The organism is Bacillus sp. USDA818B3_A, from assembly GCF_009928415.1.
Lineage (GTDB): Bacteria > Bacillota > Bacilli > Bacillales > Cytobacillaceae > Neobacillus.
In genome coordinates this window covers 117,746-138,728 of record NZ_JAABNN010000004.1, presented here as the reverse complement: position 1 = coordinate 138,728, position 20,983 = coordinate 117,746, and the positions used below count along the sequence as shown (strand labels likewise).

General features: G+C 41.2%; 21 protein-coding genes, 2 pseudogenes and 2 riboswitches. Of the genes and pseudogenes, 14 read left to right on the top strand and 9 right to left on the bottom strand.

Annotation, left to right across the window (positions count from 1 at the left end):
• Positions 1-159 precede the first annotated feature (159 nt).
• From GXK58_RS10465 to GXK58_RS10445, 5 genes and pseudogenes are all read right to left on the bottom strand, one after another.
• Entirely contained in the window at positions 160-921 is a 762-nt protein-coding gene (locus tag GXK58_RS10465; protein WP_160722479.1) for a (S)-benzoin forming benzil reductase, read from the bottom strand.
• A gap of 116 nt (positions 922-1,037) precedes the next feature.
• Positions 1,038-1,814, bottom strand: a pseudogene (locus tag GXK58_RS27505) (ABC transporter ATP-binding protein).
• Complete coding sequence (locus GXK58_RS10455) at positions 1,811-2,509, bottom strand: ABC transporter permease (RefSeq protein WP_160722478.1); 699 nt, start codon at positions 2,507-2,509, stop codon at positions 1,811-1,813. Before GXK58_RS10455 ends, GXK58_RS27505 begins: the two are co-directional and overlap by 4 nt.
• Before the next feature lie 75 nt (positions 2,510-2,584).
• On the bottom strand, positions 2,585-3,451 hold the full coding sequence (locus GXK58_RS10450; protein ID WP_160722477.1) for a substrate-binding domain-containing protein: 867 nt from the start codon (positions 3,449-3,451) through the stop codon (positions 2,585-2,587).
• Complete coding sequence (locus GXK58_RS10445; RefSeq protein ID WP_160722476.1) at positions 3,448-4,386, bottom strand: substrate-binding domain-containing protein; 939 nt, start codon at positions 4,384-4,386, stop codon at positions 3,448-3,450. The genes GXK58_RS10450 and GXK58_RS10445 overlap by 4 nt, the downstream gene beginning before the upstream one ends.
• Positions 4,387-4,633: 247 nt before the next feature.
• Between GXK58_RS10445 and GXK58_RS10440 the strand changes: the two genes are divergently transcribed.
• Complete coding sequence (locus tag GXK58_RS10440; RefSeq protein ID WP_160722475.1) at positions 4,634-5,296, top strand: FMN-dependent NADH-azoreductase; 663 nt, start codon at positions 4,634-4,636, stop codon at positions 5,294-5,296.
• 62 nt (positions 5,297-5,358) lie between these two features.
• On the opposite strand, the gene GXK58_RS10435 is transcribed toward GXK58_RS10440, so the two are convergent.
• On the bottom strand, positions 5,359-6,141 hold the full coding sequence (locus tag GXK58_RS10435) for an undecaprenyl-diphosphate phosphatase (RefSeq protein ID WP_160722470.1): 783 nt from the start codon (positions 6,139-6,141) through the stop codon (positions 5,359-5,361).
• A gap of 198 nt (positions 6,142-6,339) precedes the next feature.
• On the opposite strand from GXK58_RS10435, the gene GXK58_RS10430 reads away from it, so the two are divergent.
• From GXK58_RS10430 to GXK58_RS10420, 3 genes are all read left to right on the top strand, one after another.
• On the top strand, positions 6,340-7,107 hold the full coding sequence (locus GXK58_RS10430) for a DUF4931 domain-containing protein (protein ID WP_160722469.1): 768 nt from the start codon (positions 6,340-6,342) through the stop codon (positions 7,105-7,107).
• Positions 7,108-7,196: 89 nt separating this feature from the next.
• Entirely contained in the window at positions 7,197-8,366 is a 1,170-nt protein-coding gene (locus GXK58_RS10425) for an FtsW/RodA/SpoVE family cell cycle protein (RefSeq protein ID WP_160722467.1), read from the top strand.
• Positions 8,367-8,654: 288 nt separating this feature from the next.
• Positions 8,655-8,903 (top strand): YusU family protein, encoded by a 249-nt coding sequence (locus GXK58_RS10420; RefSeq protein ID WP_160722466.1) that lies wholly within the window; start codon positions 8,655-8,657, stop codon positions 8,901-8,903.
• Between the two features lie 200 nt (positions 8,904-9,103).
• Here the strand turns inward: GXK58_RS10420 and GXK58_RS27230 are convergent.
• Positions 9,104-9,286: pseudogene (locus GXK58_RS27230) on the bottom strand (DUF378 domain-containing protein); the annotation flags it as partial.
• Positions 9,287-9,401: 115 nt separating this feature from the next.
• On the bottom strand, positions 9,402-9,533 hold the full coding sequence (locus GXK58_RS10410; RefSeq protein ID WP_160722463.1) for a YuzL family protein: 132 nt from the start codon (positions 9,531-9,533) through the stop codon (positions 9,402-9,404).
• Positions 9,534-9,746: 213 nt separating this feature from the next.
• Here GXK58_RS10410 and GXK58_RS10405 point away from each other — a divergent pair, with 213 nt between their 5' ends.
• The 8 genes from GXK58_RS10405 (at position 9,747) to GXK58_RS10370 (ending at position 17,218) form a co-directional block, all read left to right on the top strand.
• On the top strand, positions 9,747-12,131 hold the full coding sequence (locus GXK58_RS10405; protein WP_160722461.1) for a 3-hydroxyacyl-CoA dehydrogenase/enoyl-CoA hydratase family protein: 2,385 nt from the start codon (positions 9,747-9,749) through the stop codon (positions 12,129-12,131).
• A gap of 32 nt (positions 12,132-12,163) precedes the next feature.
• Positions 12,164-13,339 carry an acetyl-CoA C-acetyltransferase gene (locus GXK58_RS10400; protein ID WP_160722459.1) on the top strand — a complete coding sequence of 392 codons (1,176 nt, stop codon included), beginning with the start codon at positions 12,164-12,166 and terminating at the stop codon, positions 13,337-13,339.
• Positions 13,340-13,361: 22 nt separating this feature from the next.
• Positions 13,362-15,143, top strand: coding sequence for an acyl-CoA dehydrogenase family protein (locus GXK58_RS10395; RefSeq protein WP_160722457.1), 1,782 nt, complete (start codon positions 13,362-13,364; stop codon positions 15,141-15,143).
• Positions 15,144-15,310: 167 nt separating this feature from the next.
• Entirely contained in the window at positions 15,311-15,667 is a 357-nt protein-coding gene (locus tag GXK58_RS10390) for an arsenate reductase family protein (RefSeq protein ID WP_160722455.1), read from the top strand.
• A gap of 28 nt (positions 15,668-15,695) precedes the next feature.
• On the top strand, positions 15,696-16,079 hold the full coding sequence (gene gcvH, locus GXK58_RS10385) for a glycine cleavage system protein GcvH (RefSeq protein ID WP_160722453.1): 384 nt from the start codon (positions 15,696-15,698) through the stop codon (positions 16,077-16,079).
• A 109-nt stretch (positions 16,080-16,188) separates the two neighbouring features.
• The gene (locus tag GXK58_RS10380) at positions 16,189-16,428 is read left to right on the top strand and encodes a YusG family protein (protein ID WP_160722451.1); all 240 of its coding nucleotides are present in this window, start codon (positions 16,189-16,191) and stop codon (positions 16,426-16,428) included.
• Between the two features lie 118 nt (positions 16,429-16,546).
• Positions 16,547-16,903 carry a toprim domain-containing protein gene (locus tag GXK58_RS10375; protein ID WP_160722449.1) on the top strand — a complete coding sequence of 119 codons (357 nt, stop codon included), beginning with the start codon at positions 16,547-16,549 and terminating at the stop codon, positions 16,901-16,903.
• A gap of 3 nt (positions 16,904-16,906) precedes the next feature.
• A complete protein-coding gene (locus GXK58_RS10370; protein WP_237389629.1) occupies positions 16,907-17,218 on the top strand; it encodes a thioredoxin family protein in 312 nt (103 codons plus the stop codon).
• A 469-nt stretch (positions 17,219-17,687) separates the two neighbouring features.
• Here the strand turns inward: GXK58_RS10370 and GXK58_RS10365 are convergent, their stop codons facing one another.
• Entirely contained in the window at positions 17,688-18,596 is a 909-nt protein-coding gene (locus tag GXK58_RS10365) for a nuclease-related domain-containing protein (RefSeq protein ID WP_160722447.1), read from the bottom strand.
• Positions 18,597-18,803: 207 nt separating this feature from the next.
• On the opposite strand from GXK58_RS10365, the gene GXK58_RS10360 reads away from it, so the two are divergent.
• Together GXK58_RS10360 and GXK58_RS10355 are read left to right on the top strand one after the other, a co-directional pair.
• Entirely contained in the window at positions 18,804-19,151 is a 348-nt protein-coding gene (locus tag GXK58_RS10360) for a hypothetical protein (protein WP_160722445.1), read from the top strand.
• A 66-nt stretch (positions 19,152-19,217) separates the two neighbouring features.
• Positions 19,218-19,322: riboswitch (SAM riboswitch) on the top strand.
• Between the two features lie 69 nt (positions 19,323-19,391).
• Positions 19,392-20,708, top strand: a complete 1,317-nt coding sequence (locus GXK58_RS10355) for an O-acetylhomoserine aminocarboxypropyltransferase/cysteine synthase family protein (RefSeq protein ID WP_160722443.1) — start codon at positions 19,392-19,394, stop codon at positions 20,706-20,708.
• Between the two features lie 126 nt (positions 20,709-20,834).
• A riboswitch (SAM riboswitch) is annotated at positions 20,835-20,942 on the top strand.
• Positions 20,943-20,983 lie beyond the last annotated feature (41 nt).

Genomic DNA, 20,983 nt, shown 5'->3' with positions numbered 1-20,983 from the left:
GAGCGCGACAAAACACTTCTGTGTCGGTAGACAATAGGGCTCATTGACGCCCGAGCCCCTCAAAAAACTTACTGTCTCGGTATGCAATGCAAATAAATTCATATATCAATTTAGTACTTTAATTTTTAAACGAATAAAGTCCACGGAAAGCTGCTGGACTTAAGATTCTATTAATTCTTTTACATCATAGACCCTGCCGCTTTCAAGATTTTCACTTAAAACAAGGTCTACTAAATGCTTAGCAACCGCATCGGTTTCTAATAATAAATTCTTTTCTTTAAATTCCTTGAATGTTTCTAGTTCTTTAAAGGCATCCTCGGAGGTGGAACGGATCGTTTCCTGCATGCCAGTATTCATAATACCAGGACTAAATCCAATAATGACATGCTTCGTTTGCAAGTCTGACTGTTCAATCGCAGCCGTTTGGGTAAACATGTTTAACCCTGCCTTAGAACTGCAATAGACACTCCACCCTTCAATCGAGCGGACGGCAGCGCCTGATGTCACATTGATAACGGTTACTTTTGTGTTTGTTAAATGAGCCTTGCTAAAAAATAGATTAGTAATCAAAATAGGGGCAATCAGATTCACTTTAATATTTCGGATAATCGGAGTTTGGTCTAAGTTTCCTACCTTTTGGATCGGTTCAATCACACCTGCATTATTAAATAGCAGGATATCAGTTGGATTTTTTTCAAATATACAATGGGCAATCTCCATAAAAACTTCTTGTATCTCTGTTTCTAATGAGAGATTGCAAGAAACGTGTTTATATTCTATCCCATTATCAAGTGCAAGGTTTTTCAACTCTTCATTTTCGGTCCGAGAAACAGAGACAACCGATATTTGTTCCTGAAAAAGGCGTTTCGCAATACTTTCTCCCAATCCCTTTGAAGCCCCGGTTATAATGGCATACTTCATGGAAAACTCCCCCTGAAAGCAGTTTAGTATGTATATAATCTATTTTATTCCTCCAAAAAGTATTAAGCAAATTTGGAAGGTAATAGAAAAAGCAGTTCCTATTTCGAACTGCTTCCTCAGTTATACCTTTTTTCTTGTCTAAATGAGCCCTGGTTTATTGCGGGAAAGAATTTCTTCCACTCATTTAAGAAGGTTTTTGTTGAAGCGTTAGGATGTTCAAGGACCATGCCGGTTGGTCCTGATTGCTTCACTTGACCATTTACAATAATCGCAAGCCGATTGGTCAGATAATGAATCTCCATTAAGTCATGGCTGACAAACACAGCCGTCGTACTGGTTTCTTCCATAATCCGTTTGAAATCCTCCATTAAGCGAATCTTGGTTGGAAAGTCGAGCGCTGAAAAGGGTTCATCAAGAAAAAGAATTTCCGGCTCCACAATCATAGCACGGGCAAGATTAACCCTTTGCGCTTCACCGCCAGATAAATAGAGAGCATTCTTTTTCGCTAAATGACTAATCTAAAACAATTCCAGCCAATGGGCAACTTTTTCTTTAATCACTGGTTTTGGAACCTTGCGTAATTTTAACCCTATGGCGATATTGTGAAAGACCGTTCCATCTAATAAAAGTGATTGCTGAAGGGCTACTGAAAACTTCCTGCGCAAATCCATTGGTGCTTGGCCGGGAGGAACCATTTGTCCCCGATAGAAAATCTCTCCGCCGGTTTGTTTGTCGAGAAAAGAGAGAACCTTAAGTAATGTACTTTTTCCAGCCCCATTTGGACCCATAATCCCGAGAAATTCACCATTATAAATCTCGAATGAAGAGATATCAAGAATCGTTTTTTGGCGGACATTATAGGTTAGGTTCTTTAGCTCAATTAACGGGTTCATGATATTCGCCTCCTTTGCTGTAAAAATGTTAATAGGGCAGTAATCAATAAGGCAACAGACAATAAGATAAACGAGAGGGCGAGGGCAATGTCAAAATTCCCTTTAGAGACTTCCATCACGATCGTCGTCGTTAAAATCCTTGTATCACCTTGTATATTGCCTCCTACCATCATCGCAGCGCCAACTTCAGCAATCACGCGGCCAAAACCAGCCATGATGGCTGCAAGGATCGCCATTTTCAATTGTTTTATAAGAATGAATAATGTCTGCAGTCTCGTTGCTCCCAGTGCTTTAATTTGCAGCAGCATCTTATCACTGATTTGCTGAAAGGCTGTACAGGTAAGGCTCGTAACGATTGGCAGGCTGACTAAGATTTGGGCCATAACAATGGCAGCAGGCGAATAGAGTAGGGAGAAATCCCCTAATGGGCCGGATCGCCATAAAAGCATGGTAATCCAAAGACCGGCCACAACAGGCGGCAGTCCCAGCCCAATATTAATGAAGACTAATAGGATTTTTCGGCCTTTAAACCTAGTTAAACCTAGTAAAATACCCAGAGGTAATCCGATGATGGTGCTAATTAGAATGGAAATGAGACATACCTTAAGCGTCAGAGCTGTGATTGCTAATACTTCCTGATCCCCGGAAAGTATTATTTCGAGTGCTTTTTTCATTCCATCCAGCAGTAATTCCATGATCTCATGCCCCCAAGATTTTTCTTTATGAAGCAGGCAAGAGGCGGACTCATAAAGAGACCGCCGCTCATTCTACTATTCTGTATAGCTAATAAATAGTGATCTTCCATATTCCTTTTTACCAAAGTTTTCGATCACATCTTGTGTTTTTTCATCTACCATAAATTCTACAAACTTTTCAGCATCTTTACTATTCACTTTATCATGTTTTTCTGGATTTACTTCCATCACATGATAGATATTCATTAAATCTTTTCCGCCTTCAACCACAATTTGAAGAGTATCTAGATTTTTTTGTTGGGCCAGCCATGTCGCACGATCCGTTAACACATATCCTTTTTTCTCTGCAGCCACTTGTAAGGTTTGTCCCATCCCTTGTCCAGTTGAAACATACCAATCACCTGCTGGCTTGATGTTTGCTGTTGTCCAAATGGCAAGTTCTTTTTTATTTGTACCAGAATCATCACCACGTGAAATAAATGTAGCCTTTGTTTCAGCTAATTTTTTAAAAGCAGCTGCAATGTCTTCACCGCTAACGCCTGCTGGGTTTTCCTTTGGACCTGCTAAGACAAAATCATTGTACATGACGCGCTTATAATTAATCGCATCACCTGCATCAACGACCGCCTGCTCTGCTGCTGGAGCATGAACAAGAAGGGCATCCGCTTCACCTTTCGTACCCATTGCCAATGCTTCACCCGTACCAACAGCAATTACTTTTACTTTTACATTATTTTCTTTTTCAAACATAGGGATAATGACATCAAGTAAGCCGCTGTCTTGTGTGCTGGTTGTAGTAGCAAGGATCATTTCTGTTGGTGCCGGTTTAGCCGCTGACTTTTTCTCTTTTGAAGCCGTATCCTTTGTATCGGTAGTTCCGCAAGCAGATAAAACTAGAAGCATTAACGCAAATAAGACCATAAATAGACGATTTTTTTTCATACAAGTTCCTCCGGTTGACTAGTTTGATAGATTATTTTTCCTAAATCTTGGATTGAATAGCCTTCTAAATCTGTTAGATTTTCTCTAAAGCTTGCAGACTGTAAATAGTGAATTAAAAGGATTAAATTCTGTTTGTTTTCAGCTGTAAAACGAAAAACGAGATCGAACTTTTCTTGCGCCACTGGCACAAAATCCAGTCCTAAGTGGCTCGCGGCCGATTGAATCCCAAAGGCCACATCAGCGTTGCCCCGGCTGATATAAGATGCAGCAGATAGATGGTTCCATTCTTCATTGCTATAGCCGTTTATCTTGCTAGGATTAATTCCGTAGTTTGAAAGCAGGCTATCAAGTAAAAATCTTGTTCCTGCTCCTTTTTGGCGGTTAACAAACTGTACATCTTTTCTAGTAAGATCCGAAAAATCAAGGATACTCTTCGGATTGCCTTTTGCGACAATGAAGCCCTGTTGTCTATCAGCGAATCTCATGACGGCAATATTTTCATAGACAAATAGCTGATGGATAAATGGCAGATTATACTCTTGTGAAGCAGGATCTAAAAGATGAATCGCTGCCATATCACTTTGACCGCGGTAAAGCATCATTAAACCTTCTAAACTGCCGATAAAGGATGGCTGAATCTGTAGGTTTAAAGCGCTTCCAGCCTGCTTGGCAAAATGTTCAACTAGAAAGTCATGGCTGCCTGTAAGGCGGATGAATCCTGAAGAAGGGCTGTTTGTGTTTGAAACATCTGAAGCCTTTTTAGCTGGTGCCTTCATGCTTTCTTTATAACGTTCTATTTCTGCATGCTCAATTCTCATTTTATTACCTATCTTAAAAGCATGCAGATCCCCTCTTTTTATCAGCTCATAAACCGTATGCTTGGAGATTTGAAAGATTTGTGCCACCTCATCAGGAGTATAAGCACGTTCGTCCATTGTTCACCCTCCTTTTTCCAGTGTTTATTCTATTAAAAAGTTTAGCATAATGCATGTGACTTTTGTTAAGTTTTGTTAAGTTTTGTTAAGTTTTGTTGGGTTTTGTTTGGAAATGTCATGATTTGTTCAAAGAGGAAAATGAGTTAACAATTTTACCGAAATCGTCACCTATTGTTCATTAATGAGCAAAGAAATTGTAGTAGTATTGTAATAGGTGAAGATTTTCTGGTTAAGGGAAGGGATGTAAATGTCGAAACTTTTGTATATTACAGCAAATCCTAAAAATGATCTAAAACTTTCAAAAGGGATGCAAATTGGAGAAGTGTTTTTAGAGGAGTTTAAGGCTGCTCAGCCGGACGTTGAGATAGAACGCTGGCATCTTTATGATATGGATATCCCTGACATTGATATGGACCTCTTATTTGCAAGGGCAAAACTATCCTTTATGGGTTATACAAAAGATCAACTATCAGAAGCAGAGCGTACCAAGCTTGAAAATATGCATGAATTAGCAGACCGGTTTATTGCCGCTGATTATTATGTATTTGTCACACCAATTTGGAATCTCGGTGCTCCTTCTATTCTGAAAAAATTTATTGATAATCTATTTATTGTTGAAAAGACCTTCACTAATACACCAGAAGGTCCTAAAGGATTATTAACCGGCCGAAAAGCGATTCATATTCAAACACGCGGCGGCATCTATTCATCTGGGCCAATGGTGGATTTTGAGTTTGGCGACCGCTACTTACGCAAGGTCTTCCAATTCCTTGGGTTCGACAGCTTAGAGACAGTTGTGGCCGAGGGAATGGATCATTTTCCTAAACAAATTCCAGAAATTATGGCCAAAGCAAAAGAACAGGCTGCGGCTGCGGCAAGAGAAATGGCAAAAGAAACAGTTACATTATAATAAAAAATGCGACTCGGTGAAGAGTCGCATTTTTCTTTTAAAAAGAGTACCCGGTCAGTTTTTTAAAATTTACCGGTGAATTGAAAGAACAAAACAATGATTCCTAATGCCCATACATAAATCGCAAATGGTTTCAAGGAATGCTTTTTTAAATAACCAATCATCCATCTAACCGCAACATAACCGAAAACGGCTGAGGCCACGATACCGACTAATAAAGCGGATAGAGAAATCGCTTCTCCTTGGCCTTCTAATAAATCCTTTGACTGCAGGACAATCGCCCCAGCAATGGCTGGTGTTGACAGCAAGAAAGAAAAATAGGCCGCTGTTTCCCGATCTAACTTACGCCATAAGGCCGCAACAATGGTCATACCTGAACGTGAGATAGCCGGCATGATGGCAACTGCCTGGAACGTACCAATAATTAAGGCATCCTTATAGCTGATATCATCCATTTTCTTATAACCATTTTTGGCTGAATCAGCCATCCATAAAAATACTCCTGTAATTAAAAACTCCCAGCCGATCGTTACCCCAGTTTTTGAAATTTCATCAATATAATCTTTAAAAGCAAGCCCAAAGATAACGGCAGGAATCGTTCCAATCACTAATAAAAAGGTTAATTTACTAAACGGCTTCTTCAATATTTTTATAAATTCATCTTTATAAAAAACAAATACCGCAAGTAAGGTTCCGACATGCAGCATCGTATCGAGCAGCAGACCCGCCTCTTGCAGACCGAATAAATTTCTTCCCAGGTAAAGATGTCCCGTACTGCTGATAGGTAAAAATTCGGTTAACCCCTGGATAATACCGAGGATGAATGATTCAAGTTTTGTTAACATACTCTCCCTCTCATTCTGAATAATGTAGGCCTGTACTAAAGATATGCTTAAACTAGATATTTCATGAAATCCTCTTCCTATTTTAGGGGGTTATTGGTAATTAGGTCAATAAATATTAAAAGCTCAATCAAAATAGGTGCAAAAGGAACGTTTTCTCCCATAAAATAGTAATAAACATGCCGAGAGGAGAAACGCACTTTGGTAAATACACATCTACACTTCAATACGTCCATCGGAGTCCAAAAACCGGAAAATATCCGGAATAAAAATCAGGCCTGCCCATTTTGCGAAAGAGACCAGCTGAGAGACCTCATTGCGGTGGATGGTCCCATCATTCTTTTGAAAAATAAATATCCCGTCCTTGAAAATGCGTATCAAACAGTCCTGATAGAAACGGACGATTGCCATGCCGATCTATCAACTTATTCCAAAGAGCATCTCCATCGTTTGATCCGGTTCGGGCTAAAATTCTGGTTGGAGATGGAAAGTACGGGTCAGTATCGCTCGGTTATTTTTTTCAAAAATCATGGACCGCTATCCGGAGGGACGATCGCCCATCCGCATATGCAGATTGTCGGTTTACATGACATTGATTACCGGGAAAAGGATTCCCATGATATGTTTGAAGGCCTCCTGATCTCCGAGCAGAACGGTGTCCGCTTTACTTTGTCCACTAAGCCGCGCGTAGGCTTTTATGAATTTAACGTGGAAATGGGGGATGTAAATTACAAGCAAGAGTTTGGCGAATATATTCAAAAGGCGGTCCACTATATTCTGAATCATTTTCCCTTTAAAGCCACAAGCTATAATGTCTTCTTTCATCACCTGGATGATAAGATTTACGCAAAAATTGTTTCCCGTTTCGTAACCACCCCGCTTTATATTGGATATGGAATTCCTCAGGTCCCGAATAACCTGGAAATGATGGCAGAGGAGGTAAGAAGGATCTATTTCTCCATCATGTAAATAAAACCAGCTGTGGGTTTAAGTTGAGATTTACCTGTTTTCAAAATATAATGGAGGAATGGACAAGTTTTTTGTAAGGTGGAACAAATATGACTTCAAATAGCAATACAACTTCAAAACTTGATTACAGCCTTGTTTTTATCTTAATCCTGCTCTTTCTAGCGAGCTGTTTAGCGATTTATAGTGCGCAAGCGAGCGGCCAGTATAAGGAGAACTTCTTAATTAAGCAAATCGTCTGGTATGTCGTTGGTGCCGGTATTATTACTGTAGTTATGACCCTTGATTCGGACCAATTGAAAAAGTTGACTTGGTACGCTTATGGGTTGGGCATCTGTTTGCTAGGTTTCTTAATTGTGGCGCCAGCAAGTATTGCACCGGTTATTAATGGAGCAAAAAACTGGTTTGTACTCCCAGGAGTTGGTTCGATCCAGCCATCGGAATTTGTTAAAATCTTTATTATTTTAGGTCTTGCCCGGACAATTGAACTGCACCACAGTAAAAATCCGCTTAAAACGATTCAGAGTGATTTTTGGCTTTTAGTAAAAATGGGTTTGGTTACGATGGTTCCTTTGGGACTGATCATTAAACAGGACTTAGGGACATCACTGGTCTTTTTGGCTATTTTACTTGGGATGATTTTTATATCCGGTATTTCGTGGAAGATACTGGTTCCAATATTTTCGTTTGGAATTCTTCTTATTGGTACGATCTTCTATTTCGTTCTCTGGAATCCGAATGTGCTGGAAAAGTATCTGGGTGTCGGGGAATATCAGCTGCGCCGGATTTATTCTTGGCTTGATCCATACAGCTATCAGGGTTCAGATGCCTATCAGCTGACAAAATCGCTGCTTGCGATTGGTTCTGGTCAAACAGGCGGTAAAGGTTTCGGTAATCGAGAGGTTTACTTGCCTGAGAGCCAAACGGACTTTATTTTTAGTGTGGTCGGCGAGGAATATGGCTTTATTGGTTCGAGTGTGTTAATTAGTTTGTTCTTTTTGTTGATTTATCATATTACCAAGGTTGGTATGGAGACTAAGAATAATTTTTATACGTATATTTGTGTGGGAATCATTAGTATGATTACGTTCCACGTCTTCCAAAATATTGGGATGACGATTGGTGTTCTGCCGATCACAGGTATCCCGCTGCCATTTATCAGCTACGGGGGAAGTGCCTTGATGGGGAATATGATGGGACTGGGATTAATCTTCTCGATTCGCTATCATTATAAAAAATATATGTTTTCGACAACAGCTTAGAAAAGAGCGGCATTCGTGTCTGCTCTTTTTTTTGTTGGAGCAGATGGCGGGGGGCAGCGGAAATATTCCGAAATTGCGCGGAAAAACGGTAGAAACCCGGCGGGAAAATAGCAAAAGGAGGCGGAATAAATTTGAAAACCCGCTGAATTCCCATCCAAACCGGCGGAATCGACGGAACTAAAAAATATGGTAAAATGGATGGAAGAAGTACCGGTATCAGGCGGAGAAACATTACATAACCTGCCTAAGAAAGCAAAAGCAAATTGTCAATGACGGAAGGTGTTATGAATGGAGAAGGAATTTACTGCCCAGTTCGAAGCATTACTTGAAAAATACAGTGAGCTTCTGGTTGGAGAAAGTAATGATGATACAAAAGAAAAGGTAAAAGCATGGGCCTTGTACACCCATATTGCCAAGTCGATGCCAGCATTGGCAAAGCATTGGAACGAGCTATACCCCGATGCAAAAGAGGAAATGAAACAAATTATTCAAGAGATTAAACAGCTAAATGAACAGCACAGAAATGCGAAAAAATAAAAAGTAACGGCCATGCATGGGCATGGCCGCTTTGCTTACATTTGATCATCTGAATCGGTCGGCTTGTACGTTTGGCTGGAAGATTGTTTTGCTTGGTTATTAATGTCTGTCATATCGTTTTCTTCACCAAACTCGGTGGCATAGCTAGGCTGGCCGACGTTTTGACGGGTAGTATCTGTCTCAGACTCGCCAATCTTAGCAAATAATAGTGGAATACAAGCAAGTCCGCTTAGTCCAACAAGACTATAAATAATTCTTGATAAAGCCGAATCCTGCCCGCCAAATAGAGCAGCAACTAAATCAAACTGAAAAAACCCGATTAATCCCCAGTTAATGGCACCAATAATGACTAATACCAAGGCAATTCGTGATAAGGTTTTCATGTTTTTCACCTCCAGTATAACGAATGATTGAAATCGTTTCTATCATGTGTAATATTCGCCGCATTCATTCATAGCTATAAAACAAAAACAGGCTGAAACTCAGCCTGTTTGACAATTAGCGTTTAAATTGACTATTTTGGCTGTTCTGTTTATCAATCCCGGCTTGTTCATTTCCTGGTCCGGCATTGCCCTTAACGCTTGCAGCACTTACTGCAGCTTTTGAAGGGTTCTTTTTCACTCTTGCCATTCTTATCACCTCATTTATAGGATGCCCAACTGACTGCCTAAAAATATGAAGGTAAAAGAAGGATTCAAAAAAAATTCAAAATTCCACGTTTATTGATTGCACAAATTTTCTAAATATTTTATATTAAATAGTAGCAAGAAACATTTCAAAACTAAATTTTTTTACCATAAAAATGAATGAGTATTCATTCAAAGGTTGAAGGGGGAGACAAATTTGAACCAATTGATTAGAAAAGCAGCTGTCCTTGGCTCGGGTGTCATGGGATCAGGAATTGCTGCCCACTTAGCTAATATTGGGATTCCAACACTTTTGCTTGATATTGTGCCACCTGAGTTAACGAAAGAAGAAGCAGCAAAAGGACTTACCTTAGCTGATAAACAAGTCCGCAATCGGATCAGTGCCCAAAATATCCAAAAACTTTTAAAGCAAAAACCTGCACCACTAACCTCCAAAAAGAATCTCGCCCTCATTGAAGCAGGTAACCTCGAAGATGATTTAGTTAAATTGAAAGATGTGGACTGGGTCATTGAAGTGGTCGTCGAAAACCTAAACGTCAAGAAGCAGGTTTTTGAAAAAGTCGACCAGTACCGCAAACCTGGCAGCATTGTCAGCTCGAATACCTCTGGAATATCAGTTGAAGCCATGGTGGAAGGACGTTCCGATGATTTTAAAAAGCACTTCCTAGGAACACACTTCTTTAACCCGCCTCGCTATTTAAAATTACTCGAAGTCATCCCAACACAATATACGTCACCAGAAGTCCTTTCATTCATGAAAACTTTCGGTGAGGACGTATTAGGAAAAGGTGTAGTCGAGGCCAAGGACACACCAAACTTTATTGCCAACCGAATTGGAACGTATGGACTGCTTGTGACTGTCAGGGAAATGTTAAAGTCAGGACTTAGTATCGGTGAAGTCGATTCGATTACAGGCCCACTAATCGGCCGGGCCAAGAGTGCTACTTTCCGAACACTTGATGTAGTGGGCTTGGACACCTTTTATCATGTAGCTGGCAATGTGTATGAACAAGTCGAGGGCAAAGAAAAAGAAGTATTTGTAATCCCTGCTTTCATTAAATCAATGGTTGACAAAGGATGGCTTGGAAGTAAATCAGGTCAAGGGTTCTTTTTGAAAAAAGGAAAGGAAATTCTTGAACTAGATCCAAGTACATTAGAATATGGTCCTCGTAAAAAGCTTTCAGCAGTTTCTATTGAACTTGCTAAGCAAGAAAAAGGAACAGCGAATAAATTGAAAGCGCTTATATATGCGAACGACAAGGCTGGACAATTCTTATGGAATACATTTACAGAATCCTTCATATACTCTGCCCAATTATTAGGTGTGATTGCCGATGATATTGTTGCGATTGACAGGGCGATGAAATGGGGCTTTGGCTGGGAAATGGGTCCGTTTGAGGCCTGGGATGCGATTGGTTTGGAAAAATCAGTGCAAAAACTGAAAAGTAGCGGTGTGGAAGTACCGTCATGGGTGACTGAGATGCTTGATGCAGGTCATACCTCTTTCTACTTAGAAGAAAACGGCGAGCAGTTCTACTATCATAACGGTCAATATCGTCTTGTAGAAACCAATCCAAAGGTGATTGACCTTAAGAAGATCAAGCAGCAAAGCGGTGTGATTAAAAAGAACAGCGGGGCAAGTCTAATTGATATCGGCGATGGTGTTGCTCTCCTAGAGTTTCATTCGCCAAACAATGCGATCGGCCTTGACATTGTTCAAATGATTAATTATTCAATCGACGAAGTTGAAAAAAATTATAAAGGTCTCGTCATCGGTAATCAGGGCAAAAATTTCTGCGTCGGTGCCAACCTGGCGATGATGTTAATGGAAGTACAGGATGACAATATTTATGAGTTGGATATGATTGTCCGCCACCTTCATAGCGCCTTGTTAAAAGTGAAATACAGCTCTAAGCCGATAGTCGCTGCTCCATTTGGGATGACCCTAGGCGGAGGTGCCGAGGTTTGCCTGCCGGCAGCTCATATTCAAGCCTCATCAGAAACATACATGGGCCTTGTCGAAGTTGGTGTCGGTCTGCTTCCAGGTGGAGGAGGTAACAAGGAGCTTTACATGAAGCACTTAGAAAATCTGCCAAACGGGGTTTCATTTGATCTGCAAAATGTCGTCAATAAAGTATTCGAGACAATTGCCATGGCAAAAGTGTCTACATCCGCAGAAGAAGCGCGCGAAAATAATTTCTTACGTTCATCTGACGGCATTAGCGTGAATAGTGACCATCTCATTTATGATGCAAAAAAGGCCGTGCTTTCTTTACATGAACAAGGATATAAACCGCGAGTCCGCAGGAAAGTTCCGGTCGTTGGGGAAACGGGTTACGCTACTCTTTTGCTAGGGGCAGAAGCGATGCGATTATCCGGCTACATTTCCGATCATGATTTAAAAATAGCGAAGAAAATTGCTTATGTCATTGCAGGCGGACGGGTGCCATTTGGAACGGAAGTCGACGAGCAATATCTATTAGATCTCGAACGGGAAGCTTTCTTAAGTCTGATTGCAGAACCAAAATCACAGCAGAGGATGCAGCACATGCTGGTAAAAGGGAAACCCTTAAGAAACTAAATAATAGTTTGAGAGAAAGCGAGGGAGATGGAATGAGAGAAGCAGTGATTGTGGCCGGGGCTCGTACCCCGGTTGGCAAGGCAAAGAAAGGAACGCTTGCTGCAGTACGTCCTGATGACTTAGGAGCATTAGTTGTAAAAGAAACCCTAAAACGTGCCGGGAACTATGAAGGAAACATTGATGACTTAATTATCGGCTGTGCGATGCCAGAGGCGGAGCAAGGAAACAATATGGCCCGCAATATCGGGGCACTGGCAGGACTTCCTCATACAGTACCTGCGATTACCATTAATCGATTCTGTTCCTCCGGATTGCAGGCAATCGCCTATGCGGCACAGGGAATCATGCTGGGGCATACCGACACCAGCATCGCCGGCGGCGCAGAATCAATGAGTATGATTCCAATGATGGGTCATGTGGTTCGCCCAAATATTAAACTTGCCGAATCGGCCCCGCAATATTACATGGGAATGGGTCATACAGCCGAGCAGGTCGCTCAAAAATATGGGATTTCCCGTGAAGACCAAGATGCATTTGCGGTAAGAAGTCATCAACGTGCTGCGAAAGCAATTGAGGAAGGAAAGTTTGTCGATGAAATCCTTCCTGTTGATGTAACGATTCGTTCAGTCGGAAATGATCATAAACTTGTTGAAAGATCGGTCCAATTTTCTATGGATGAAGGGGTGCGTCCTGACACCAATTTAGCGACACTATCAAAGCTTCGTCCAGCTTTTGCTGTAAACGGTTCGGTAACTGCAGGGAATGCTTCCCAAACAAGTGACGGGGCGGCAGCCTTAATGCTAATGGACCGGGAAAAAGCAGAGTCACTTGGCTTAAAACCGCTGGCTAAATTCCGTTCGTTTGCGGTTGGGGGAGTCCCGCCAGAAATCATGGGTGTCGGTCCGGTTGTCGCCATTCCAAAAGCGGTACAGCTGGCAGGATTAGAGCTATCGGATATTAACCTATTCGAATTAAATGAAGCTTTTGCTTCCCAATCCTTGCAAGTCATTAGAGAACTTGGCCTTAATGAAGAAATCGTCAACGTCAACGGCGGAGCAATCGCTCTTGGACATCCGCTCGGCTGTACAGGAGCAAAGCTCACCCTTTCCCTCATCCACGAATTAAAGCGCCGGAACGAACAATTTGGTGTTGTAACGATGTGTATTGGCGGCGGAATGGGTGCAGCTGGAGTATTCGAATTATTGTAAAAATGATTAGGGGGAATTATGAATGGCTGAAACAAAGAAAGTGGTTAAAGGCGGCAGCTTTTTAATTGAGGATCTTTCCTATCAAGATATTTATACACCAGAGGATTTTAATGAAGAGCATTTAATGATTGCTCAAACGGCTTCAGACTTTGTGGAAAAGGAAGTGGTCCCGCAGCTGGAGCACCTAGAAAACCATGAATTCGACCGTACGGTTAAGCTGTTAAAGAAAATGGGCGGGCTCGGCCTGCTAGCAGTGGATGTTCCAGAAGAATTCGAAGGTTTAGGTCTGGATAAAATAACTTCGTCCTTGATTACGGAAAAAATGGCCGGTGCAGGCGGATTCTCTCTTTCCTATGGAGCACATGTGGGAATCGGCTCTCTGCCAATCGTTTTATTCGGAAATGACGAGCAAAAGAAAAAATATTTACCTGCCCTTGCATCAGGTGAAAAGATTGCGGCCTATGCATTAACAGAACCTGGTTCAGGATCCGACGCTTTGGGTGCTAGAACAACTGCCAAATTAAATGCGGCAGGTACTCATTATATCCTGAACGGTGAAAAGCAGTGGATCACGAATGCCGGTTTTGCCGATGTATTTGTGGTCTACGCAAAAATTGATGGCGAGCACTTCTCAGCATTTATCGTAGAGCGGGATTTCCCAGGGGTTTCAACGGGTGCGGAAGAAAAGAAAATGGGGATTAAGAGTTCTTCGACTCGAACTCTCATTTTAGAGGATGTTCCGGTTCCTGTTGAAAATTTATTGGGTGAATATGGTAAAGGCCACGTCATTGCTTTTAACATCTTAAATATTGGACGCTACAAATTGGCAGTCGGGGCTGTTGGCGGTTCCAAGAAAGCATTTGATATGTCTGTCAAATATGCGAATGGCCGTAAACAGTTTAAAACGGCAATATCTCAGTTCAACTTAACAAAGGAAAAGTTCGGCACCATGGCATCAAAAATTTATGCCGCTGAAAGTTCGGTTTACCGCACGATTGGTTTATATGAAGAAAATCAAGGGAAGCTGTCCGCCGAAGAGGCAAAGGATCTTAAAAAAGTGGCGAATTCCATTGCAGAATACGCGATCGAATGTTCAGTGAACAAATTCTTTGCGAGCGAAGTATTATCCTATGTTGTCGATGAAGGGGTTCAAATTCACGGCGGTTATGGCTTTATGCAGGAGTATCCGATTGAAAGAGCCTATCGCGATGCCAGGATTAACCGGATCTTCGAGGGAACCAATGAAATTAACCGCCTCTTGGTGCCAGGCACCCTTGTGAAAAAAGCATTAAAAGGCGAGCTTCCACTTTTTCAAAAAGCCATGGCACTACAAGAGGAATTAATGATGCTAATGCCTGAAGAACCGGGTGATGAGCCGCTGGCACAAGAGAAATACTTAGTAAGAAATGCGAAAAAGATTGCCTTATTGGCCTCTGGATTAGCTGCACAGAAATTTGGCAAGGCATTAGAAAAAGAACAAGAGATCCTAGCCAATATTGCTGATATCGTTTCAAATGTGTATGCCATGGAATCGGTTGTCTTGCGAACAGAAAAGGCAATTGCAAAAGACGGCCTGGATAAGAATAAACAAAAGCTTCTATATACACAAATTTTCTGCCAAGAAGCTTTTAATGAAATTGAAGCAACGGCTAAAGAGTCACTTGTTGCCATTGAGCAGGGTGATACGCTTCGAATGATGCTATCGTCCCTTCGCAAATTTACCCGCCACCAGCCAATTAATGTAATCGCGAAAAAACGCGAAGCAGCAGATATTATTATTGAAGCAGAGCGCTATCTTGTTTAAGATTTAGAATTAGGGGCCCTTTCCTTGTCGGGGGCCTTTAATTTTTTGAAAGAGAAGGAAATGAAACCATCGTGACGAATTTTTCCCATAGTGAGTACGGGCCATTAGGATTTTAAAAGGCTGTATGATAAAATTTTACTGAAACATAAGGATTGGTGGTGAAACCAGTGGCTTTAACTTTTTATTGGTATCCAAAATGCGGCACATGCCGAAACGCGAAGAAATGGCTGGATGAACATCATCTTTCCTATGAAGAGGTACATATCGTCGAGCATCCACCGTCACGGGAACAGCTTCATGAGCTTTATCAAAAGAGCGGCTTGGAATTGAAGAAATTTTTTAATACGAGCGGATTAAAATACCGTGAATTAGGAATAAAAGATAAAATGAAGACGGCGACAGAGGCTGAATTGCTCGACTTGCTTGCAACAGATGGGATGTTAATTAAAAGGCCTATTTTAACTGATGGCGAACGTGTTACAGTTGGTTTTAAAGAAGATGAATATGAAAAAACTTGGGCTTAAATATTAAAAAATCAGGAGGGATTTTCTAATGAGTGTACCAAAAGAATTACGTTATTCAGAAGAGCATGAATGGGTAAAGGTTGAAGGAGAAAAGATCCGTGTGGGGATTACCGATTTTGCACAGCATGAATTAGGCGATATCGTTTTCGTTGAACTTCCAGAGGTTGGTGCAGAATTAAAAGCCGACGAACCTTTTGGCAGTGTGGAATCAGTTAAAACCGTTTCTGAGTTATACGCGCCTGTTAGCGGAAAAGTGGTTGAAATTAATGAAGAACTTAGTGACAGTCCAGAGTTTGTCAATGAATCACCATATGAAAAAGCATGGATGATTGTCATTGAACCAACTGATGTAAGCGAAGTAGAGAAGTTAATGACTTCTGAGAAATATGAAGAAATGATCAAGGCAGACTAATTTTTTAAAGCACCCTTTTTTATGGGTGCTTTTTCACTTATATTACCACTCTTTTTCTTGCTCGCCCTTGGTAAAACTAATCCTAAATAACTTGAAGAGGGTGGATATAATGACGTTAAAACAGCAAAAGATTGACGTTACGGATCGAGTGGTTGGTAAATTGAAAGATGGCGAAATCCAGCTATTCCTTGAAAATGAATCGATTGGAAAGATCAAGCTTAAGGATCAAATTCAGGTGGAATTGGATCACCATTTTGAGACAGAACAAAAAAAGATTTATCAGAATGTTACGGTAACCGATCAGCCGGATGCTAAGTATACCGATTGTGATGATGGTGGATGGTGCTAGGCAAAGATCTGTTGCTGAATGGACAATAATGATATAGTTAACGTACAAACAGTAGCACACGAAAACAGTAAGTTAGAATATGTTAACATAAACAACTTTATATTACAGGTGATGGGATATGAATGATTCGTATGTTGACAAAGTTCTTATTGTCGAAGGTAAATCAGATAAAAATAAGGTTAAGCATATTTTAAAGGAACCTATTGAGATCATTTGTACTAATGGAACGATTAGTCATTCCAAGCTCGAGGAATTAATTGATTTTCTTGAGGATAAGGATGTCTATATCCTTGTGGATGCAGATGATTCTGGCGAGAAGCTGCGCAGACAATTTAGACGTGAATTTCCTCATGCAGAGCATCTCTATATTGACCGGATGTATCGGGAGGTTGCGACTGCCCCCGAACATCACCTGGCTATGGTCCTGTTAGGGGCGAATATTGATGTGCATGCTGAGTATTTAGAAATGGGTTAATATATGATGAATGAATGGAATCAGTCTGACCTGGCTGATTTCCTCGATGGTGAGGGAGTCGGTCTGTTATATTTCTATACTCCTTTATGCGGCACCTGTCAGGTGGCATCCCGAATGCTGCAAATTGTCGGTGAGCTGGTAAAGGTCCCAATGGGAAAAATGAACCTTAATTTTTATCCTGATTTGGCGAAGAATTTTGAAGTTGAGAGTGTACCTTGCTTGTTGATTATTCAGGATGGTACGGTTTTAGAAACGATCTATGCGTTTCATTCAGTTCCTTTTTTGTTGGAGAAGATAAAATCTTATCTTGAGTGAGCAGATGCGCAGGCGCATCTGCTTTTTAAAATTTTGGTTAATAGAGAAGGATTAAACTCTAGTTGGAAGTAGTCAGTCAGTGCAGAGAAGAGTCTCAACCCCTGAAGGAGGAATCCGTACCGTGCTTCGACAGATGAGAGAGGAGCTCAACCCCTGAAGGAGGAATCAGTACCGTGCTTCGACCGATGAGAGAGGAGCTCAACCCCTGAAGGAGGAAACCGTTTGGTGCTTCGACAGATGAGAGAGGAGCTCAACCCCTGAAGGAGGAAACCGTGCAGTGCTTCGACAGATGAGAGAGGGGCTCAACCTCTGAAGGAGGAAACCGTGCAGTGTTTCGACAGATGAGAGAGGAGCTCAACCCCTGAAGGAGGAAACTGTTTGGTGCTTCGACAGATGAGAGAGGAGCTCAACCCCTGAAGGAGGAATCCTTGCTATGCTTAGACAGATGAGAAAGAAACCATCCCCTGCTTTAGTAATAATAAGTATGATTTTTAATCCCCGAAGCACAAAAATTTTGTCTCAGCACCCTTCCAATTGACTGCTTTGATAATATCCCATTACACCATTCATACACTAAACTAGTTGAAATCCTTTCATTAGGATACAACAACCTAATCTCACCAGCTATTCTTAAAACTGCATTATCTATCCCTTCTTGATGACCACATACCCCGCACTCAAGATGCCGACCACAACAAAAAACCTCAAACGCTCCACATAAAGCACAAAATAGCCCTTTCCTTAGCAAATCAATCTTATACTTAGCATACTTTTCATAAGGGGACTCTAACCGATGCATAGACGCCAACTGCTCCGCCAGCCCCTTATGACGGCCATTCAAAGCCGACGAATTTCTATTTAGTTTTTTCATAAAATTGGGAAGCTGATTTGGATAAATAATAGGTTTATTTAGCGGGGATTGATACAAGTGGAACCTGGGGTTAATAAAAATGACATAGGACACAATCTCCATACGATAACCGAGACTTTGGAGAAATTGCCGCAGCAGTGATTCACACCTTTCTAATTGAAGCAGCGGATTTTTAATTTCCTTTTTACTGTTAAGCGCATAAAACCTGCCATTTTCAAAATAAAAATCACCTTCAAAATTTTTCACTTCAAACAAATAAATGGGATCCTTAGTGATCATTAACGTATCCATCTGAAATTTGCTGCCATTCCATTCTAAAAACAAATCATTCAAGAGATAATTCGGACATTCCAGTTCCTTCGTCATCCGATCGAACATTACTTCACCTTCATAACCCTTAGAAAGATTTTGAAGATTAATTACCTCTTTTTCTTCCAACCCCACTCGCCTATCTAATGACCGGAGAATTTTTAATTCAAGTGGTTCAGAACGTTCCTTAAAAATCATATATCCACATCCTTTCCTTATACATAGCTTCATTGTATAAAAAAATCACCCAACAATAATTGAAATATTCCTGACATTTTGCAATCCCTCAGCGAATACCGACATATTTCTCAGGAAATGACTGAGAATTGTCGAGCGATTGTCAAAGGAATCCCTTCCTCTGTGCTGAATTAGTAAACAAATCGCACAAAAACTGGGGTGGTGCAAATGGAACAACTAGCCGAAGATTTCATAAATAGATTTAACCTGCAGGGACATACCCTGGGTTTAATAAAAAGAGCAGACCTAAGAGTAAAAATATCATGTGACAGTGGAACCTTCATACTTGAAATTAAAAACAGCCAAATAGTATTAAAAAACCATCACCAACAAAATTGTTACCAAATCGCAGGGGACTACCATACACTGAAGCAACTCTTCGAGGGAACAGAAAGACTTCGAATCCTCGAACGTAAAGGGCAGCTAACAATAGAGGCCCCGTTAAGAACCATACTATTGTTAGAATCCATCTTCTTTTTAACAAAGGCGCATGAAAATCTTGCTAAAGTCATATAATCCTATAGGTTGACTCGGGATTAAATTTCTAGTAATCTAAAGATAACAACAATCGAATCTACCCCAAACTTATCAAGAGTGGCGGAGGGACTGGCCCTTTGAAGCCCGGCAACCGGTTTTATAACACGGTGCCAATTCCAGCAGAGCAAATCAAGCTCTGGAAGATGAGAAGAGTGAACCCCCTCTTCTTAGGAAGAGGGGGTTTTGTCATTTCGTTTGAAAAAAGGAGGAACAGGAAATATGGGAGAAAATCAAAAGAAATACCGTTTTGAAACATTAAGTGTTCATGGTGGATTATCGCCAGATCCTGTCACAGGCGCAAGAGCCGTTCCTATCTATCAAAACAATGCCTATCAATTTAAAAACACAGAACATGCAGCGAACTTGTTTAGCTTAGCAGAACCTGGGTACATATACACAAGAATTCACAATCCCACAACGACGGTTTTTGAAGACCGAGTCGCTCTGCTAGAAGGCGGCGTAGGGGCCCTCGCTGTTGCAAGCGGGATGGCCGCCATTTCACTTGCCATCTTAAATATTGCTGAAGCTGGCGATGAAATCGTGGCAGCATCCAATCTTTATGGCGGAACCTACAATTTGCTGGCAGTTACCCTGCCTAAATACGGGATAAACGTAAAATTTGTAGATGCGGAAAATCCTGAAAACTTCCGTCATGCTATTACGGATAAAACAAAAGCCATTTTTGCTGAAACGATTGGGAATCCAAGTTTACGTATCCTCGATATCGAAAAAGTAGCAGATATTGCTCATCAAGCAGGGGTACCGTTAATTATTGACAATACCTTTGCCACTCCCTATCTTTGCCGGCCAATCGAGCATGGTGCCGACATTGTCGTCCATTCCGCAACCAAATGGTTATTAGGAAATGGAACCACAACTGGGGGAATCATTGTCGATGGGGGCAAGTTTGATTGGAACTCTTCCAAATTCCCTGGTTTCACGACACCAGATGAAAGCTACCATGGCCTTGTCTATGCCGAAGCACTTGGGAACATTGCCTATATCATCAAAGCGCGTGTTCAATTATTACGAGATCTGGGGCCTGCGCTCAGTCCGCAAAATTCGTTCCTTTTCACACTAGGACTAGAAACTCTTCATGTACGCATGAAGGAACATATAGCCAATACAAAGGAAATTGTAGATTACCTATTAGCCCATCCGGCAGTGGAGTGGGTGTCTTATCCTGGTCATAGCTCCCATCCTGATTATGAGCTAGCAGAAAGATACCTGCCAAAAGGTGCTGGGTCTATGGTTGTTTTTGGCATTAAAGGCGGAAAGGAAGCAGGCGCTAAATTAATTAACTCACTTACCCTCTGGGCACATGTTGCCAACGTTGGGGATGCAAAGAGTCTAATTATTCACCCTGCGAGCACAACCCATCAGCAGCTGGATGCGGAAGGACTTAAAGCGGCAGGGGTATCAGAAGATTTAATCCGTCTCTCGATCGGAATTGAGAATGTGGAAGATTTAGTGGAGGACCTTGAAACAGCAATAGAGTCTGCAACAGGCTTAACATCACTAAAGACCAATGCCTAAATTTAACTATTAAATAGATCCAGAAAAAACGTTGACACCCCATTTTATCCGTGATACGATAACTTTTGTTAAAAAGTAAAATTATTTAAATAATATAACGATTTAATTGAATATAGAATCTGTAAACTCTTATCAAGAGAGGTGGAGGGATGTGCCCGATGAAGCCCGGCAACCGTCAATGAACATTGAAATGGTGCCAATTCACACAAGGCGTTTTGCCTTGGGAGATGGGAGAAAGGTTATCTTTTATCATGCCTTTCTGCCCGTGCAGATAG

Coding starts and splice junctions, on each gene's coding strand:
- GXK58_RS10465 (WP_160722479.1), bottom strand. CDS start 921: ATGAAGTATGCCATTATAACCGGGGCTTCAAAGGGATTGGGAGAAAGT.
- GXK58_RS10455 (WP_160722478.1), bottom strand. CDS start 2,509: ATGGAATTACTGCTGGATGGAATGAAAAAAGCACTCGAAATAATACTT.
- GXK58_RS10450 (WP_160722477.1), bottom strand. CDS start 3,451: ATGAAAAAAAATCGTCTATTTATGGTCTTATTTGCGTTAATGCTTCTA.
- GXK58_RS10445 (WP_160722476.1), bottom strand. CDS start 4,386: ATGGACGAACGTGCTTATACTCCTGATGAGGTGGCACAAATCTTTCAA.
- GXK58_RS10440 (WP_160722475.1), top strand. CDS start 4,634: ATGTCGAAACTTTTGTATATTACAGCAAATCCTAAAAATGATCTAAAA.
- GXK58_RS10435 (WP_160722470.1), bottom strand. CDS start 6,141: ATGTTAACAAAACTTGAATCATTCATCCTCGGTATTATCCAGGGGTTA.
- GXK58_RS10425 (WP_160722467.1), top strand. CDS start 7,197: ATGACTTCAAATAGCAATACAACTTCAAAACTTGATTACAGCCTTGTT.
- GXK58_RS10420 (WP_160722466.1), top strand. CDS start 8,655: ATGGAGAAGGAATTTACTGCCCAGTTCGAAGCATTACTTGAAAAATAC.
- GXK58_RS10410 (WP_160722463.1), bottom strand. CDS start 9,533: ATGGCAAGAGTGAAAAAGAACCCTTCAAAAGCTGCAGTAAGTGCTGCA.
- GXK58_RS10400 (WP_160722459.1), top strand. CDS start 12,164: ATGAGAGAAGCAGTGATTGTGGCCGGGGCTCGTACCCCGGTTGGCAAG.
- GXK58_RS10395 (WP_160722457.1), top strand. CDS start 13,362: ATGGCTGAAACAAAGAAAGTGGTTAAAGGCGGCAGCTTTTTAATTGAG.
- gcvH (WP_160722453.1), top strand. CDS start 15,696: ATGAGTGTACCAAAAGAATTACGTTATTCAGAAGAGCATGAATGGGTA.
- GXK58_RS10380 (WP_160722451.1), top strand. CDS start 16,189: ATGACGTTAAAACAGCAAAAGATTGACGTTACGGATCGAGTGGTTGGT.
- GXK58_RS10375 (WP_160722449.1), top strand. CDS start 16,547: ATGAATGATTCGTATGTTGACAAAGTTCTTATTGTCGAAGGTAAATCA.
- GXK58_RS10370 (WP_237389629.1), top strand. CDS start 16,907: ATGATGAATGAATGGAATCAGTCTGACCTGGCTGATTTCCTCGATGGT.
- GXK58_RS10365 (WP_160722447.1), bottom strand. CDS start 18,596: ATGATTTTTAAGGAACGTTCTGAACCACTTGAATTAAAAATTCTCCGG.
- GXK58_RS10360 (WP_160722445.1), top strand. CDS start 18,804: ATGGAACAACTAGCCGAAGATTTCATAAATAGATTTAACCTGCAGGGA.
- GXK58_RS10355 (WP_160722443.1), top strand. CDS start 19,392: ATGGGAGAAAATCAAAAGAAATACCGTTTTGAAACATTAAGTGTTCAT.